18 protein-coding genes are annotated in these 15,285 nt (G+C 62.5%); 9 read left to right on the plus strand and 9 right to left on the minus strand.

What is annotated here, in order from left to right:
• Nucleotides 1-21: 21 nt before the first annotated feature.
• The gene (locus tag LY284_RS05010) at nt 22-861 is read right to left on the minus strand and encodes a universal stress protein (RefSeq protein ID WP_233384811.1); all 840 of its coding nucleotides are present in this window, start codon (nt 859-861) and stop codon (nt 22-24) included.
• 300 nt (nt 862-1,161) lie between these two features.
• Here LY284_RS05010 and LY284_RS05015 point away from each other — a divergent pair, with 300 nt between their 5' ends.
• Nucleotides 1,162-1,632: a hypothetical protein gene (locus tag LY284_RS05015; protein ID WP_233384814.1), complete on the plus strand. Its 471-nt coding sequence runs from the start codon at nt 1,162-1,164 to the stop codon at nt 1,630-1,632.
• A gap of 136 nt (nt 1,633-1,768) precedes the next feature.
• Nucleotides 1,769-2,071: a hypothetical protein gene (locus tag LY284_RS05020; protein WP_014191408.1), complete on the plus strand. Its 303-nt coding sequence runs from the start codon at nt 1,769-1,771 to the stop codon at nt 2,069-2,071.
• 41 nt (nt 2,072-2,112) lie between these two features.
• Here the strand turns inward: LY284_RS05020 and LY284_RS05025 are convergent, their stop codons facing one another.
• The 6 genes from LY284_RS05025 to LY284_RS05050 form a co-directional block, all read right to left on the minus strand.
• Nucleotides 2,113-2,589, minus strand: coding sequence for a DUF3564 family protein (locus tag LY284_RS05025; RefSeq protein ID WP_233384815.1), 477 nt, complete (start codon nt 2,587-2,589; stop codon nt 2,113-2,115).
• 23 nt (nt 2,590-2,612) lie between these two features.
• Nucleotides 2,613-2,903: a c-type cytochrome gene (locus tag LY284_RS38595; protein ID WP_309243190.1), complete on the minus strand. Its 291-nt coding sequence runs from the start codon at nt 2,901-2,903 to the stop codon at nt 2,613-2,615.
• 207 nt (nt 2,904-3,110) lie between these two features.
• A complete protein-coding gene (gene fnr / locus LY284_RS05035; protein WP_233384831.1) occupies nt 3,111-3,899 on the minus strand; it encodes a fumarate/nitrate reduction transcriptional regulator Fnr in 789 nt (262 codons plus the stop codon).
• Between the two features lie 197 nt (nt 3,900-4,096).
• Nucleotides 4,097-4,750, minus strand: a complete 654-nt coding sequence (locus LY284_RS05040) for a response regulator transcription factor (RefSeq protein ID WP_045450555.1) — start codon at nt 4,748-4,750, stop codon at nt 4,097-4,099.
• Nucleotides 4,747-6,114, minus strand: a complete 1,368-nt coding sequence (locus tag LY284_RS05045; RefSeq protein ID WP_233384833.1) for a PAS domain-containing sensor histidine kinase — start codon at nt 6,112-6,114, stop codon at nt 4,747-4,749. Before LY284_RS05045 ends, LY284_RS05040 begins: the two co-directional genes overlap by 4 nt.
• A 168-nt stretch (nt 6,115-6,282) precedes the next feature.
• The gene (locus LY284_RS05050; protein WP_233384839.1) at nt 6,283-7,131 is read right to left on the minus strand and encodes a universal stress protein; all 849 of its coding nucleotides are present in this window, start codon (nt 7,129-7,131) and stop codon (nt 6,283-6,285) included.
• A gap of 306 nt (nt 7,132-7,437) precedes the next feature.
• Between LY284_RS05050 and LY284_RS05055 the strand changes: the two genes are divergently transcribed.
• The 3 genes from LY284_RS05055 to LY284_RS38995 all read left to right on the plus strand — a co-directional run bounded on the left by LY284_RS05055 (nt 7,438) and on the right by LY284_RS38995 (nt 8,784).
• Entirely contained in the window at nt 7,438-7,677 is a 240-nt protein-coding gene (locus tag LY284_RS05055) for a hypothetical protein (RefSeq protein ID WP_014191401.1), read from the plus strand.
• A gap of 214 nt (nt 7,678-7,891) precedes the next feature.
• Entirely contained in the window at nt 7,892-8,479 is a 588-nt protein-coding gene (locus LY284_RS05060; RefSeq protein WP_233384848.1) for a lipocalin family protein, read from the plus strand.
• Between the two features lie 113 nt (nt 8,480-8,592).
• Nucleotides 8,593-8,784 (plus strand): hypothetical protein, encoded by a 192-nt coding sequence (locus tag LY284_RS38995; protein ID WP_309243178.1) that lies wholly within the window; start codon nt 8,593-8,595, stop codon nt 8,782-8,784.
• 195 nt (nt 8,785-8,979) lie between these two features.
• On the opposite strand, the gene LY284_RS05070 is transcribed toward LY284_RS38995, so the two are convergent.
• On the minus strand, nt 8,980-10,011 hold the full coding sequence (locus LY284_RS05070) for an Acg family FMN-binding oxidoreductase (protein ID WP_233384855.1): 1,032 nt from the start codon (nt 10,009-10,011) through the stop codon (nt 8,980-8,982).
• Between the two features lie 258 nt (nt 10,012-10,269).
• Between LY284_RS05070 and LY284_RS05075 the strand changes: the two genes are divergently transcribed.
• From LY284_RS05075 to LY284_RS05085, 3 genes are all read left to right on the plus strand, one after another.
• Nucleotides 10,270-11,247, plus strand: a complete 978-nt coding sequence (locus tag LY284_RS05075) for a universal stress protein (protein ID WP_233384856.1) — start codon at nt 10,270-10,272, stop codon at nt 11,245-11,247.
• 162 nt (nt 11,248-11,409) lie between these two features.
• Entirely contained in the window at nt 11,410-11,841 is a 432-nt protein-coding gene (locus LY284_RS05080) for an Hsp20/alpha crystallin family protein (protein ID WP_233384865.1), read from the plus strand.
• 58 nt (nt 11,842-11,899) lie between these two features.
• Nucleotides 11,900-12,550, plus strand: coding sequence for a BON domain-containing protein (locus tag LY284_RS05085; protein WP_233384874.1), 651 nt, complete (start codon nt 11,900-11,902; stop codon nt 12,548-12,550).
• Nucleotides 12,551-12,673: 123 nt separating this feature from the next.
• Here the strand turns inward: LY284_RS05085 and LY284_RS05090 are convergent, their stop codons facing one another.
• Nucleotides 12,674-14,029, minus strand: a complete 1,356-nt coding sequence (locus tag LY284_RS05090) for an MBL fold metallo-hydrolase RNA specificity domain-containing protein (RefSeq protein WP_233384883.1) — start codon at nt 14,027-14,029, stop codon at nt 12,674-12,676.
• A 187-nt stretch (nt 14,030-14,216) separates the two neighbouring features.
• On the opposite strand from LY284_RS05090, the gene LY284_RS05095 reads away from it, so the two are divergent.
• Nucleotides 14,217-15,215 carry a universal stress protein gene (locus LY284_RS05095; RefSeq protein ID WP_233384884.1) on the plus strand — a complete coding sequence of 333 codons (999 nt, stop codon included), beginning with the start codon at nt 14,217-14,219 and terminating at the stop codon, nt 15,213-15,215.
• Nucleotides 15,216-15,285 lie beyond the last annotated feature (70 nt).

The raw sequence follows: 15,285 nt of genomic DNA on the forward strand, positions 1-15,285 counted from the left end.
TGGTCCCCCGCGTCATGAAGGTCAGTGAGACATCAGGACGGGCACAGTCATCGCCGCCAGGAACGTTTTCGTTGCGCCGCCGAGCACGAGTTCCTGCCATCGTGCATGTCCATAGCCGCCCATCACCACGAGGTCCGCTCCCAGGTCCGCAGCCCGGGACAGCAGCAATTCGCCCGCGGATGTATCTGACGTGATGCCGGCCGACAAGACTTCGGCCTTGACGCCGTGCCGCGCGATGCACGCAGCGATGTCCGCGCCCGGAATCGGGTCGCCGCGCGCCTCGCCTCGGGCCGTATCGATGCTGACGATCGAGACACGCTCGGCTCCCTTGAGAAAGGGCAGGGCATCATGCACGGCGCGTGTTGCTTCCCGGCCGCCATCCCAGGCGATCATCGGATGTTGGCCGACTGAAGAGAAGAAGCCGGTGTACGGGAGGAGCAGGACCGGGCGGCCAGAGGAGAGGATGACGGTTTCCGGGAAGTGATCGCCGACGTAGGATTCGGGGTCGCTCGGATCGTCCTGGCCCGCAATCACGAGATCTGCGCATCGTGCATAGCGCGGAACAGCATGGTTCGCCCGCTCATGCGTTTCGACCCATTCGCCCGACACGGCCGCGCGCTTGATCTCCGCATGAAAAAGCCGCTCGATCGCGCCGCGCTGTTCTCTGCGCATGGCCGCGTGCTGCTCGTAATATCCGGCGGTGCCCGCCATGACTTCGAAGGCGCGCGGTGCGGGCTCGAAGACGGCAAAGAGTCCGATGAAATGCGCGTCGAAGCGCTTGGCCAACTGCAACGCGGCTTCCAGTCTGGGGTGTGCGCGCACGCTCGTGTCGAGGTGCACCAGAATCGTTTTATAGCTCATGCCTGACTCCTTTGAGTCGAGACCTGCAAAAGTGAACTGACAGGCACCGAGTCTAAGGAGGCGGCGCGGCGACCCGGTTGACGCAAGTCAATCGCACCATGCTTTGTCGGCGTGGCATGCGGGATGACCTGCGCGTGCTGCACGAGCTTCTCGCGCCCGAAGCTTCAAAAGCAGTCGAGGCAAAGCGCCCGCTTCGGTGAATCTGCTGTAACACGGCGCGCTTCGCTGAGCCAGATCAATCGGCAAACGATCCGGGCCGGTATCGTCCTTTCATCAACGGAAAGAGGAACGGAGCCGAAGATGAAGAGGCGGGCTATCTGCGCAATCTTGCTGGCAGGTCTCGGCGCGTGCGCATCGGAAGCGCGTTGGACTCGATTCGAGCAGACCGAAGCAGCGCTTATGCAGGCGCGAGAGTTCGCGTCGGTCGACTGTTCCGGCATCAGCGAGTGTACGCAACGTTGGGAACGCACGCGCCAGTATGTCGCGCGTTACTCCGCCACGCGCATACGACGTGCGGACCAGGCCCAAATCGAAACAGGACGGCCGCTCGAAGCCGGCGTCGTCTATCTATGGGCCACGCGCACCGCAGTGGAACCGGGAAGTGAGCGCGCGCGAATCAGGCTCAAAGGAATGTGCAAGGGCATGTACGGCATGGACGGTGGCCCTGGTTTGCTCTACACGCAATGCGCCGCTCAGATCCGTAGTATCGAGACGAATTTTCGTGGCTTCATCCTGGCGCCTCTCCTTGGACCGGCGGACGACGCCGCGTGATCGCACACAAGTTGATGTGGGTCAATTCAGGGCAAGCGTCGAAAGCAGAGGATGGGTAACGTTGCAACGTGTGTGTCGAACGCCAGGTCCATCAGGCAAGCTGGCAACGAAAGCAGTCGGCGGGAGAGAAAACGTCATGGGCCTCGGAATGCAAATCGCCTATCAAGGCTTCATCGGTAACAACAACGTTGAACGCGAAGCTGGCGTCGAGCTCGTGAGGCTCGAACGCGCCGCGCAAGACATCGCCAATTGCCATCTCACGATCGAAGCGTATCGCGACGCGTCGGGGGACCGGCGATACGATGCCAGGCTCGATCTGGTGACCCGTGAATTCAACCTGATTCCTATCGAACGGGGTTCGGACGCGGATGTCGGGGTGGCCATTCACCAGGCATTCGACAATGCCATGCGCCTGCTTCGGCAAAGGCGCAATGGGTGAGCGCTTCTGGGCTGACGCTTTCGAGCGGGTCCGAGCGCATCTTACGTTGCAAACGAGCCGGGATCGCCTGGGCACGCACTGCCGCCGCTAACCGCATCTGGCTCGTCGGAAAAAACCTCGTGCTCGGCAACGATGCGCTCGCGATCGACGCACTGCACATGCCAGTGGCCGTGGTCCAGCGGACGAGGTTCGCTGTTTGCGCCGCATCCGAAGTAATCGGCGCGGCCTCTTTGCGATTCCCACTTCTTATCGGCAACGTTTTGAAGCGCGCCTTCCGCAGAGCGCCCGTCGCCCGTTGTGCTCAGCCGCAACCCGTGAAGCATGAGAAGCGCATTCGACGTGGCCGCATCGAGCAACAGCATGCCGCCAGCTTCGGACTTCCACGTTCCCCACACTGGAATGTCGAGGCACTCGTGTCCTTCGCGGGACCAGCGTCCGTTTTCCCGGTCGAGCCACAGTACGGCGAAAGCGGATTCGCTGGTGTGATCGAATGCATCGAGCTTGATGGTGATACGCATAGCCGATTTCCTTTGACAGAGAGTCAATGACGCAGCACCCATTCGACGAGCGTATGCGCGTCCTCGGGCGAGAGCGGGCCGCCGCGCTCCGCGGGCGACGGCATGGCCATGTTGCCCCAGTGCGCTCGGCCGCCTACACGGAGCTTATGTTCGAGCATGATCCGGGCATCCGGGTCATCGCGGTAACGGTTCGCGATCTCCTGGAACGACGGAGCGAGGAAAGGCGCATCGATGGTGTGACAGAACATGCAATGCTGCTGATCGATAAGGGCAGTCGGCTCGGACTGGGCGAGCGCTCGCGAAGCGAAGAGCAGCAACCCGGCAAGAAGCGCAGCCAGCGCGATGTGGCGGGCGCGAACATGGACGACGTGTGACCGGGCGTGCGAGTCGGGAGGAAGGAGAGTGAGCATGGCGCATAAACGGAAGGGGGACACTGTGATGATGCGAGCGTGCCCGTCCCGGACCGTTGACCTGAATCAATGCTTGTCACGCGCCAAGCGCGAACGCTGAAGCGGCCATGCTCACACGCTTTCGAGACCTGCCTGATCCAGGATTCGCACTTCCTTGCCACGCGCATCGACCACGCCGGCCTTCTGCAGCTTCGAGAACATCCGGCTCACCGTCTCCAGCTTGAGGCCGAGATAACTTCCGATCTCTTCGCGCGTCATGCGCAAGACGAACTGAGCGGGTGAATAGCCGCGCGCTTTCATGCGCGTCGAAATGTTGAGCAGAAATGCTGCGACCCGTTGCTCCGCCGTCATCGTGCCGAGCAATAACATGAGGTTGGACTCGCGCACGATCTCGCTGCTCATGAGGCGATGCACGTGATGCTGGATCGTCTTGACCTCGCGGCAGAGCAGTTCGAGGAGGTCGAACGGGATGATGCAGACCACACTGTCTTCGAGCGCGATTGCATCGCATCCGTGGTGATCCGAGCTGACGCCGTCGAGACCGAGTGCATCGCCCGCCAGGTGAAAGCCCGTGACTTGCTCATTCCCGTCACGATGCACGACCACCGTTTTGAAGCAGCCGCTGCGCACCGCGTAGACGCTCTGGAAGTCGTCTCCGGTCCGGTACAGCGTTTCGCCGCGCCGCACGGTTCGCGTCGAGCAGATGATCTCATCGAGCCGCTCACATTCGTCTGCCGAAAGTCCGCTCGGCATGCAGACATCCTGCATCGAGCAGGTTGAGCAACGCACGGCCTTGCGTGCAGCGGGAGGCCGAGAGACATCCGCTATCTGGAAAGCGCGGCGCGGTGCGGGGGCTTCCGATCGCGGGCCGAGGGACCTGCCTTCGTTCACTGGGAACATGCTATGTCTCCTGTCGAACTGGGTTCGCGCGTACGGGCCAGATGCCGGGAAGCTCAGCCTCTCGATGCGCGGCGGATGAATCCATGCATCGAATTATTGGCCGCGTCATCTCAAAATTAAATCGGCGATCGCGGAAAGTTCGGTAGGGATTTCGGCAGGCGTGTAGGGAAATCCTGACGGATCATTGACCGCAGGACTCAGGCGTCGTCGGTGTCATCGTCGAAAAGTTTGTGACGTACCGCATAGCGCACCAGCGCCGCCTCGTGCGGCATCTGCATCTTTTCCAGAATGCGCGCCTTGTAGGTGCTGACGGTCTTCGCGCTCACGGAGAGCGTCTCGCTGATCCGATTGATGGATTCGCCCGCGCAAAGACGGCGAAACACCTCGAATTCCCGGTCCGACAGGCGTTCATGCGGCAGCGCGCCGGCCGGTTCGGTCAGGCTTTGCGCAAAGCGCTCCGCCATCGCTACGCTCACGTATGCGCCGCCTGCGGCCACCTTGGTGATGGCGGCAAGCAATTCCGCGCTCGCGCTCTCCTTGGTCAGATACCCCGATGCGCCGCCCTTGAATGCGCGTGCGGCATATTGCTGCTCGGCGTGCATCGTGAGCACCAGAATGCGCAGCGCGGGTATCTCGTCCTTGATCTGCTTGAGCAAATCGATGCCGCTTCGGCCCGGCATAGACAGATCGAGCACCAGGACCTGCGCTGGTGTCGAGCGCACCAAGGCGAGCGTGCTCGCGGCGTCGTTGGCTTCACCGGCCACTTCGAAATCGCGGGCGTTGGCGAGGATTTGCCGTAGCCCGTCGCGCACCATTGCGTGATCATCCGCAATCAGCACTCTCGTGGTCATGGTTGCGCTTCCTTGTCTCGCACCGCCTCGCGCGGCAGGACGACTGTCAGCACGAAGCCGTTTTCCGGCATTGAATCGATGAAGACCCGGCCGCCTAGCGCGTTGGCCCGTTCACGCACGCCGAGCAGGCCGAAGGATTTGCTGTTCGCGGCCGGCAAGGCCGAGGCGCCGATGCCGTCGTCCCCGATACGCAGCACGCAATTGTCGCTGTCGGCACGCAGCGACAGATCGACATGGCTCGCATGCGCATGCTGCACGACATTCGTCAGCCCTTCTTCGATGATACGGAAAATCGCCGTGGCCGCGTCGGCCTTGAACGCAATTTCGCCGGTCTCGATGCTGTGTTCGATGCCGATTCCGTGACGTTGCATGAAATCGTCGACGAGCCAGTCGATGGCCGCCTGCAATCCGAGGTCGTCAAGCATGACGGGCCGCTGATGCGCCGCGATACGTCTGAGCGATGCGATGTTGCGATCGATCAGACCGACCATGCGCTGCAACTGCGTGCCAACGTCCTCATTCAGCAAGACATGTGTGCCAAGCTGCGCGTGCAGTGCGAACACGTTCATCTTGAGCGCGCTGAGCGTTTGTCCCAGATCGTCGTGCAGTTCACGTGCGACCCGGGTCTTTTCCTGCTCGCGAACATCCTGGAGATTCGCGGAGAGCGCGCGCAATTCCTCGCGTGACTGCCTGAGCGCCGCGTCCGCCTTCACGCGCTCGGTCACGTCGCGCAGAATCACGGTGAATAGCTTCTCATCGTCATCTTCGACCTGCGATATCGATGCTTCGATGGGAAACTCCTCTCCGTCGGCGCGCAGTCCGTACAAGACGCGCTGCGGACCCATCTGACGATCCGAGACGCCGGTCTTGCCGAACTGCCGAACCTGATGTTCATGCCCCGCACGGTAACGTTCGGGGATGAAGCGCGACAGCGGGCCGCCGATGGCATCGCTTGCAGCGCACTGAAAAACACGCTCCGCCATCGGGTTGAACAGGAGAATGCGCTGCGCGGAGTCGATGGTGATGATGGCGTCGGTCGTAGACCGGATGATGCTCTCGAGTCGAGCGTGGCTCATGCTTGTCCGATCCACGCCCGCCTGCACGGCGCGTTGCCTGCCGAGGACGAAAATGAGGCTCGCGAGCAGCAGGGCGGACACGGCTGCTCCCGCGAGCAGCCACGCGCGGGCCGACGCGGCAAAGGTGCCGATGGGACACATCAAGAGAAGCTGCTGGATGCCAATCCACCACACGCCGAAGAGCGCCGCACCCGCGAGGATTCCGTATGCAATCACTCTGTACGACGGGGCCTGGAGGACGGCCGAACCGTTCGCTTGCGCGGAGCTGTGGCCTGCGATTTTGCTCATAGTGGCCTTGGACGAACGGCGGTCAGCCGCCCGTGCTTGCGTGTGGAAAGACCGCACGGTAAGGGAATGGCGAGTTCATTATATTTCCAGATCGGCGCATGCGGCGCACGCAGGGAAAAGGCGTCCGCGCCCGCGATGCGACTCGTCAAAGCGTGGAAGCGGTTTCGTTCAATGCGACATGAGGACAGGCACCGTCATCGAGCGCAGCATGGTTCGTGTAGCGCCCCCGAGCACGACTTCCTTCCAGCGAGCATGGCCGTAGGCGCCCATGACGATGAGATTCGCACCGACGCCTCGCGCCTCGGAGATGAGCGCGTCGCCCACGGATGCGTCAGCGGTTTCGCCGGTTGCGCCGGTTTCGCGGACCGTCACATGCACGCCGTGCCTCGCGAGCGTCGACGCGATATCCGCGCCGGGGATGCGGGCGCCGGTCTGCTCGCGTTTCATCGCATCGATGGCGACGAGTGTGACTTGCCTGGCTTCCCGCATGAACGGCAGCGCGTCGTGCACCGCTCGCGTGGCTTCCCGGCTGCCGTTCCAGGCGACCAGGATGTTGTTGCCCACGTTGGCAAACACGCCTGAATAGGGAACCAGCAGCAGCGGTCGTCCCGCCGTCATGACGAGCGTCTCGGCAAAATGATCGGCGATATGAGTATCCGGATCGTTCGGATCGTCCTGTCCGGCGATGACGAGATCCGCGCTCCGTCCGCGTCGGGCGACTTGCTCACGCGGGCGTGTTAGCTCATCGATCCACTCTCCGGAAAGGCCCGCGTGGGCGAGGCCGGCATGAAATAGACGTTCGAGCGCTTGGCCACGCGCCTGCCGATCGCTTTCGAGCTTTTCGTACCATCCGGCGGAGCCCGCCATGACGCCCCAAGGCGAAGGCTCGGGCGTGAACGTCGCGTAGATGGCGGCCAGGTGCGCCTTGAAACGCTTTGCGATCGAGAGGGCGCTGTCCAGGCGATACGTGGCGCGCTCGCTTGCATCCAGATGGACGACGATGCTCCTGTAGCTCATCGCAGACTCCTGAAGCGGATTGCATCGAAAAGCGATGCGTCATTGAGTGAGATCGAGTCTGCGGCCGTCGCCCCGGATGGACGTTGACCGAAATCAAGCGATTACACTGCGCCGCCGATCGGGGATTCCGTTGATCTGGCTCAAGTGTGCGCGGTTCGCCACCCGTAGAGTCGGCGTGTTCAACCGCGCCAGTGCATTACGTCAATCAAGCGTTCGATCTTCAGCCGACGTTGAAAGCCAATACTCTTGATCTCGATCTGCCGCGCGCTGCGACGCATTTTCCGAATCACTCGAAGGAGAACCGACATGTCGCTCAAGGGATCTATCGACAATAGCGATTGGACCGTCAGTTGCAGCACGGAGCACACGCCGCGGGGCATCGAATGCGCGGTCAGCGTCGAGCAGCGCAACGTCGACGGCGGACGCTTCATGCATCGGTTCAAGCATGCGCATACCTACGACAACGAGCACGAGGCCATTCTCGCAGGGCTGCGCGAAGGCATGACCTGGATTCGTCTCAAGGCTTCGAACACGATCGGCGTTTAACCCGGTTCGGCCGATACGTCGTGACACTGCCGGCCGATTCGCGCGAAGCGTCCGGCCGGATGCGGATAGATCGCGGACCGTCGCGTTGCGTGTCCTGAAGTCGAAGACGACTGTGCGCGTGGAACATGTGCTTTCGTTTGACTCAAGTCAATCTGGGCGCGCCATGCAAACGCGAGCATGGTCTGGCTCAATCGATTGTCTCTTCGAGGGATGGATGAAGCGATTCTTTCGTGCCGTGCTGATCAGCTTGATCGCTTTGGGCATGTTCGGATGTACTAACGCACCCGTCAACCCGAACCCGCACGCGGACGACATGCTCGTACCGGTGCTCGTGGATCTGCCGCGCTACATGGGTCGCTGGTACGTGATCGCGAATATCCCGATGGTGGATGAGCGTGACTATGTGGCAAGTTGCGCCGTGTGGACCTTGCGCCCGGACGGGCGCATTGAGGATGCCGTCGTGGGCCGAAAACACGGGTTCGATCAACCTGAAACAGGCACAACGTTCATCGCGAAGCCCGGGCACGGCGCGCACAATTCGGTTTGGCGAGTGCGTCCCTTGTGGCCGTTCGAGTTCATCGTCATCACGGTGTACGTCGACGCAGACTATCAGTACACGGTTCGTGCAACACCGGACAAGGATTTCGCCTGGATACTCTCGCGTCGCCCCGACATGAGCGAAGAGGTATACCAGTCTCTGCTCGCCCGGCTCGATCAAATGGGCTTCGACACGCCACGCTTCAAAAGAGTGGTGCAGTTTCCCGAGCAGATCGGCCAGCCCGGCTTTCACGCCGTGCGCTGAGGCGTGCTCGCATCGGCGTCGACGATACATGCTCGGCTTTCTCAAGCGCTCTTCACATCGATTGAACGAGGGTTCGCCATGGGTGCCGCCGGGTGAATCTCCAGAGGTATTGCGTGGGACATGCGTCCTTCTTCCAGACAGGCTGGTTCGTCGAATCGCTGATGAGCCAGACGCTCATCATTCATATCATCCGGACGGCGAAGGTGCCGTTCGTCGAGAGCCGCGCGAGTGCGGCGTTGATCGCGACGAGTCTGTCGGTCGCGGCCTTCGGCACGATCCTGCCTTATCTTTCGCTCGGTTCATAGCTCGGCTTCGTTCCCTTGCCGAGTACATACTGGATCGGACTGCTCGCCATGCTCACAGGCTACGCATTGCTCACGCACATCCTCAAACGCTGGTTCGTACGCCGGTTCGGGCTGAACTGAGCGGACATGGGTTGCGTGCATCGTGAGTCGCATGCAAAGCTCGCTGAGCCATGCGAGCAACCACACGACCAACCCTCAAAGGACGACCATGTCCGACATCGCCCGCCGCGGCGTATGCGGGCACTTCGGGCCTCGGCCGATGCGCAACAGCAACTGAGGCAGCGTTGCCATGCCGGTTTCGCGCCGCAGTACATCACGAAGCGCTTCGACCTCGATCGGCTGATTCAGATACGACACACAGAGTCCGCGACTGACCGCCGTGAGAAGCACGCGTTCGAGCGCCTGCCCGGCAGCGAGCCACGCGGCGGGATTGTCTTCGCCGGTGCCGATGCAAAGCAACATCGGGGAATGTTCCACCAGGCGCCGATGGGCTGCCGCAGCGCCAGATCCGAGATCGAACGTACGCAGCACGGACGATGCAATCGGCGATGCGAAATCGAGCAGAGCGCTTACGCCCGCCGAGTAGGCAGGCATGCCGTCCTTGCGCCGGCTTGCGTGAATCCAGCTTGCGAGTTCGCGACGAAAGCGAGGATCGCGGAATTGCTCGAGATCCGCCTGGGCGACGAGTTCGCCAATACTTTCACGCGTGGCGGCCCACGCGAAGCACTGCGCGTCCACACCTTCCGCTACGGCAGCCTGCACGAGTTCATCCTGGACGTCCATCGGCACCGGCTCGATGTCGAACGCTTCACGCGTGGTAACGCGCTCTGTCATCGCCTCGAAGAGCCCCGTGAGGCTCGCATCGCCCGCGCCCTCGAGAACGCGCACCTTGGCTAGAACGTCCGGGTCGAGGCGATCGGGCAGCAACGTGATCGCGTAGCCGAGGCCGAGACGCTGCAACGCGACCCTCAAGTTGAAGAGCGCCGCGCCGCATCCGATGATGAGCTCGCGATCGTAAGGATCGACAACGGGCAACGCGCGCGTGCGATCGGCGCACAGAAATACGTTCGTCCCGTCGACGATGAAGCGCCATGGCTGCGCATTGTGATTCGAGGGGGCAAGCACGGCGTAATGGAGCGCGAAGCGCAGTTTGGCGGCGTCATCCGCGAGCGGAGAAAGGTCGGCCTCTTTGATGCTCCAGGGATCGTTTGAGACATTCGAAAGCATGACGTGCCTCGGTGAGTGGCGTTGAATGGATCTCCCCTAGCTTGAGCCGGGTTCATGCGCCTCGATTGATCCACATCAACGGCAGGCAGACGGAGGAAGTCCCGGTGCCGTTGATGTGGATCAACCGTGCAGGGTGGTCTGAGAATAGAGTCGGGGCGTACGCACAGCGGTCGCGCCGTGCAGAGCAGAGGGAAGAGGTTGCGGCTCTCGTCGCATTTCCTTGTACCGACGAAGCTGCGTTCAGGGCATGAGGATCGTATGAACAACACACCAACTCCGCGCAAGCATCGCGCATCCTTCGGGCGCATCATGCTATGCATTGATTCGACCGAGGACTGGGCCAATGCCGCCGCGCTGATCGTCTCACTCGCCGACGCCGACACGAAGGTGCGCATCGTCGGATTGCTCGAAAACGCACGCGCGATGATTCCGCATGCGCCGCTCGCGTTCTTCAATCTGAGCGCCGCACACGCGCACTTGCAGCGCGGGGTGGAGGCGAGCGTGAGCCGCGCGCAGGCTTGCCTGAATGACGCGGGCATCGACGTCGACATGCTCATCGCCGATCTGTTCGAAGGCGGCGGGGACGCAGCCCACGCGCTCACGCGCGCCGCGCAGGCGTGGCGGGCGGACCTCGTGGTGCTCGGCGCGCGCCAGCACCTTGCCATCCTGCAGTGGACCGAGCGCGCGGCGCGAGAAGCGCCGGGCACGGCCCATTGCTCGATGCTCGTGCTGCCTGAGAAACATCCGCGCAATCTGATCACACGCCCCAGCCGGCTTCTGTGCGCGGTGGACGGCAGCCCCGGTTCGTTGGAATCTTTGCGTGCGGGGCTCAGAATCGCCGAGCCTGGGGCGCTCGTGAGGGCGATCTACGTCGTGGATCGATCGGTGAGGGGAACGGACGCCGCCTCGCGTGCGTCGCTTCAGGAAGCGTTCCGCGACGAAGGGCAGTTGGCATTGGCCAAGGCGCGCAGCATGTTTTCGCAGTCCTGGAGCACGAAAGACTTCACGTTCGAAGCGGCGATCGTACCCACTGAGGACGTCGCGGACGATGTCGCGCATGCGATCGTCCGGGAGGCGGCGCGCTGGAGAGCCGATGCGATTCTCATGGGCACGCACGGGCAGCGCGGCGTTGCGCGGTGGATGCTCGGCACCGTTTCCGGGCGCGTGACCGAACTGACGGAAGTGCCGGTTCTGCTATCACGCCGTCGGCCGTTCGAAGCGATTCAGAACGCCTGATCGACGCTCTTTGACCGGCTTTGCTTGACTCATGTCAATCGGGTCAGGGACGCGAAAGTTACAGTGGTCCGGTACTCCATCAACGCGATGAGGAGTCCAAACACGAGCCGATCGTCAGACACCGGTCCGTCATTTTTCGACTTTGCTCTCAGGGAGACTGTCATGAGCCATCTAACCCGTTTCGATCCCTTTTCCATCGAACCCGTATCCGACATGTTCCAGGGGCTATTCCGGCCACTGCGCGGCCTCTCGCCGGAGGAGTTGCCCCTCGGCCAGGTCAAGATCGACGTGAGCGAAACGGACGCGGTCTATCAAGTGAAGGCCGAACTGCCCGGCGTCGAGAAGAAGGACATCGACGTCAAACTCGACCGCAACACCGTGTCCATCCATGCCAAGTCCGAGCGCAACAAGGAAGTGAAGGAGGGCGAGCGTCTGATTCGCCGCGAGCGCTATGCCGGTGAAGTGAGCCGCACATTCTCGCTCGGCAGCGAGATCGATGAAGCCGGCGCGAGTGCGCAATATCAGGACGGCATTCTGACGCTGACGCTGCCGAAGAAGGCATCCGCGGACCAGAAACGTCTGCAAATCAGTTAAGGACCAGGGCAGGCGCGCGGCCTTGGCGCGCCAACGATCGAAGCAGGAGGTGCGCCTCATGAAAGAGGACTGGAAGATCAAGCAGGACGTGGAAGAAGAACTCGAATGGACCCCGGGCGTGGTCGCGACCCGCATTGGCGTAGAGGTTGCGAACGGGATCGTCACGCTATCGGGACATCCTGCGAGCTACGCCGAGAAGCTCGCGGCGGAGGACGCCGCACGTCGCGTGTCGGGCGTGCGCGCGGTAGTGGTCGAGATGGAGATTCGGCTGCCTCATCATGATGTGCGTAATGACGCCGATATAGCGAGCGCAGCGGATACACTGCTGCGCTGGACAGCGGGTCTGCCTGCGGGCGCGGTGTCCGTACAAGTGGAAAAGGGCCATGTCACTCTGCGCGGAGACGTCGATTGGGCGTATCAAAGCCATCGCCTTACCCGTGGAATAGCCCGCATGAGAGGGGTAACCGGCGTAACGAATGCGATTCGCGTGCGCGCGGACCTTGCCGCCGAAGATATTGGCGATGCGATCTCACGCGCGCTCAAACGTCACGCGGAGCGTGAAGCCAAACACATCGACATCAAGGTGGAGGGCGGAACCGTGACGCTCACCGGCAAGGTCGACAGCGCGTCAGAGCGCGATGCTGCCCGGGGTGCGGCGTGGGCGACGCGCGGCGTGACGGCGGTGGTCGACAACCTCGAGTTCACTTGATAAGGCCGAAGCTTCGAAGGGCGAGCGAGTTCGTGTTCAGGGCGCATGAATCGAAGAGCGGAGAGAATTGTCAGCAAATCCGGACCGTTTCGGAAGCGGAGATGATACGCAACCGAAAACGTGTCACAACTCCGCGCTCTCCTTGTAGACGGGCACGGAGCAGGGCCAGTGCAGGGTCTCTTCGATCCGGCGCCTGAGCGCATCTGCCGCCGCCGGTTCGCCATGCGTGACGAAAGTCTGGCTCGGCGCCTCGGGCATGCCGCGCAGCCAGTCGAGCAACTCGGCATAGTCGGCATGGGCCGACATCGAGTCGAGCGAGGCGACACGCGCACGAACCGGAACATATTCGCCGAAGATCTTGATCGCGGGCGCATGCGCCGCCAGGGCGGCGCCACGCGTTCCGGCTGCCTGATAGCCGACGAGCAGGATCGTGTTGCGGTCATCCGGCGCGAAGACTTTGAGGTGATGCAGAACGCGGCCTCCCGTCGCCATGCCGCTGCCGGCAATGACGACCATGGGCCCCTTGCGCGCGCAGACGGCTTTCGACTCGTCCACGGTGCGCACGATGGTCGCCACGTGCTCGATCGCTTCGAGTTGCGAACGCGTCAGGCGGTGCTCGCTTGCGTGGCGAACGTAGGTCTGCGTGACGCTCGTGGCCATGGGGCTGTCCAGGAACACGGGCACCCGCGCAATGCGCCCGGCCTCCCTGAGCGAAGCGATGAAATGAAGGAGCGTCTGCGCACGTCCAACCGCGAAGCAAGGAATGACCACTACGCCCCCACGGCGGAAGGTATCGGCGAACACGGCAGCGATTTCATCGAGAGGGTCGACCGTCGCATGAAGCCGGTCTCCATAGGTCGATTCGACGACGAGCACATCCGCGCGCGGAGGCGCCTGGGGCGCGCGCATGAGCGGATCGCAAGGGCGGCCGACATCTCCCGAGAACAGCAGCGTCTGGCCGCCGAGCCGCAACTCGACACTCGCCGCCCCAAGAATGTGTCCAGCGGGCAGAAACCGAAATGCCGCATGGTGGCCAAGCTCTGTCGTCACGTCGAAGGCGCGCGGCGCGAGCAGCCGGAGCGCGTCCTGCGCGTTCTTGAGCGTGTAGAGCGGCAGAGCAGGATGGTGCCGGGAGAAGCCGTGTCGCGTCGAGAATGACGCTTCTTCTTCCTGAAGCTTCGCGCTGTCGAGCAGCAGGATCTCGCACAGATCGCTCGTGCCGGGCGTGCAGTAGACGGGCCCTCGATATCCCGCCTGAGCGAGCACGGGCAGATAGCCCGAGTGGTCGAGATGCGCGTGCGTGAGGATGATTGCGGTGAGCGAATCGACCTCGAACGCCGGACTTGCCCAGTTGCGCAGACGAAGGTTCTTCGTGCCCTGAAACAGGCCGCAATCGACGAGGATGCGCTTGTCCTCATATTCCAGCAGGTATTTCGAGCCGGTGACCGTTTCGGCCGCGCCAAGAAACGTGAGTCGCACGATGTCTCCGAGTGTTTTTCGTCCATGAGCGTGAAGGTACTCGCGTTGACCTGACGGGATTTGACGCCAGTCAATTTCGCGCATCGAGCCGAATCCGCCGACCTGGTTGATCTGAGTCATGGGTTCGGGAAGGGCCGAACGTTAGGCTGGCGTGCATGGATCTGCGCAGAGCGCGACGGGAGGAGCAATGGAAACCGATACAGACGTGCCGCCACGGACAAGCGGCTTCAGACGCATCGTTCTTTGCGTCGATTCTTCCGACGCATCGCACTGTGCCGCCAGGTTTGCCCGGCGATTCGCGCAGCACGGCGTCGAACTGACCATCGCCGCTGTGGCGCTGGATCCGCGTCCGCTCGCACCGCACGCCGCGCTCGCAGGTCTGGATCTGGGCGTCGCGCGCAGGGAATTGCTGGACGACGCACAACGCGCGATAGCCGAGTCCAAGAGTGCGCTTGCGAACACGGCCGCCAGCGTGCGTGAGCACTTGATCGATCTCGCCAAAGAAAATGGCGATGTTGCGCATGCGCTCGCCGACAAGGCCAAAGCCGCTCACGCAGATCTGATGATTCTCGGCACACGCCAGCATCACGGCCTGGTGAGGTGGCTCGATCCGTCCGTGACAGACAGGCTCAGCCAGCTCGCGCCCTGTGCGATGGTCGTCGTGCCGGACAAATACGAAAGTGCGCGCGAGGCCGGATTTCAGCGCATTCTGTTTGCGGTCGACGGCAGTCCGACGTCATACGCTGCGGTAAACATGGGCGCTTTGCTCGCCACGCCCGAGACAGAAATACGCGTGGTCTACGTCGTCGATCGCGCGATACGCTACAGCGAGTTCGTGCCGATGACACTGCTCGAAGACGCCTTTGTCAAGGAAGGCGAGCTGGCGATCGCAGAGGCGGCACGGCGCCTCGAATCGCTGCGCAATGTGACGCGCGCGCATGTTTCGGCCAATCTTGTCAGCACCGACATCAGCGCAGACGATGTTTCCCATGCACTGCTGCGCGACGCCGAACGCTGGAATGCCGATCTCATCGTAATGGGCACCCACGGCAGGCGTGGCGTGGCGCGTGCGTTCTTTGGCAGTGTCGCCAACCGGGTGGCCAGTCTCGCCAGGATTCCCCTGATGCTGGTGCGCGACCAGCACGAAGAGATCACGCCAGATGGCGAATCGAAGAACGCGAGTTGACGAGCAGTCGGCGGACACGAAGAAGTGATATGCGACGGGCCGCCGGCATCCGGGCAGGGTAGTTCGGCGG

Source organism: Caballeronia sp. PC1 (assembly GCF_021353155.1).
GTDB lineage: Bacteria > Pseudomonadota > Gammaproteobacteria > Burkholderiales > Burkholderiaceae > Caballeronia > Caballeronia cordobensis.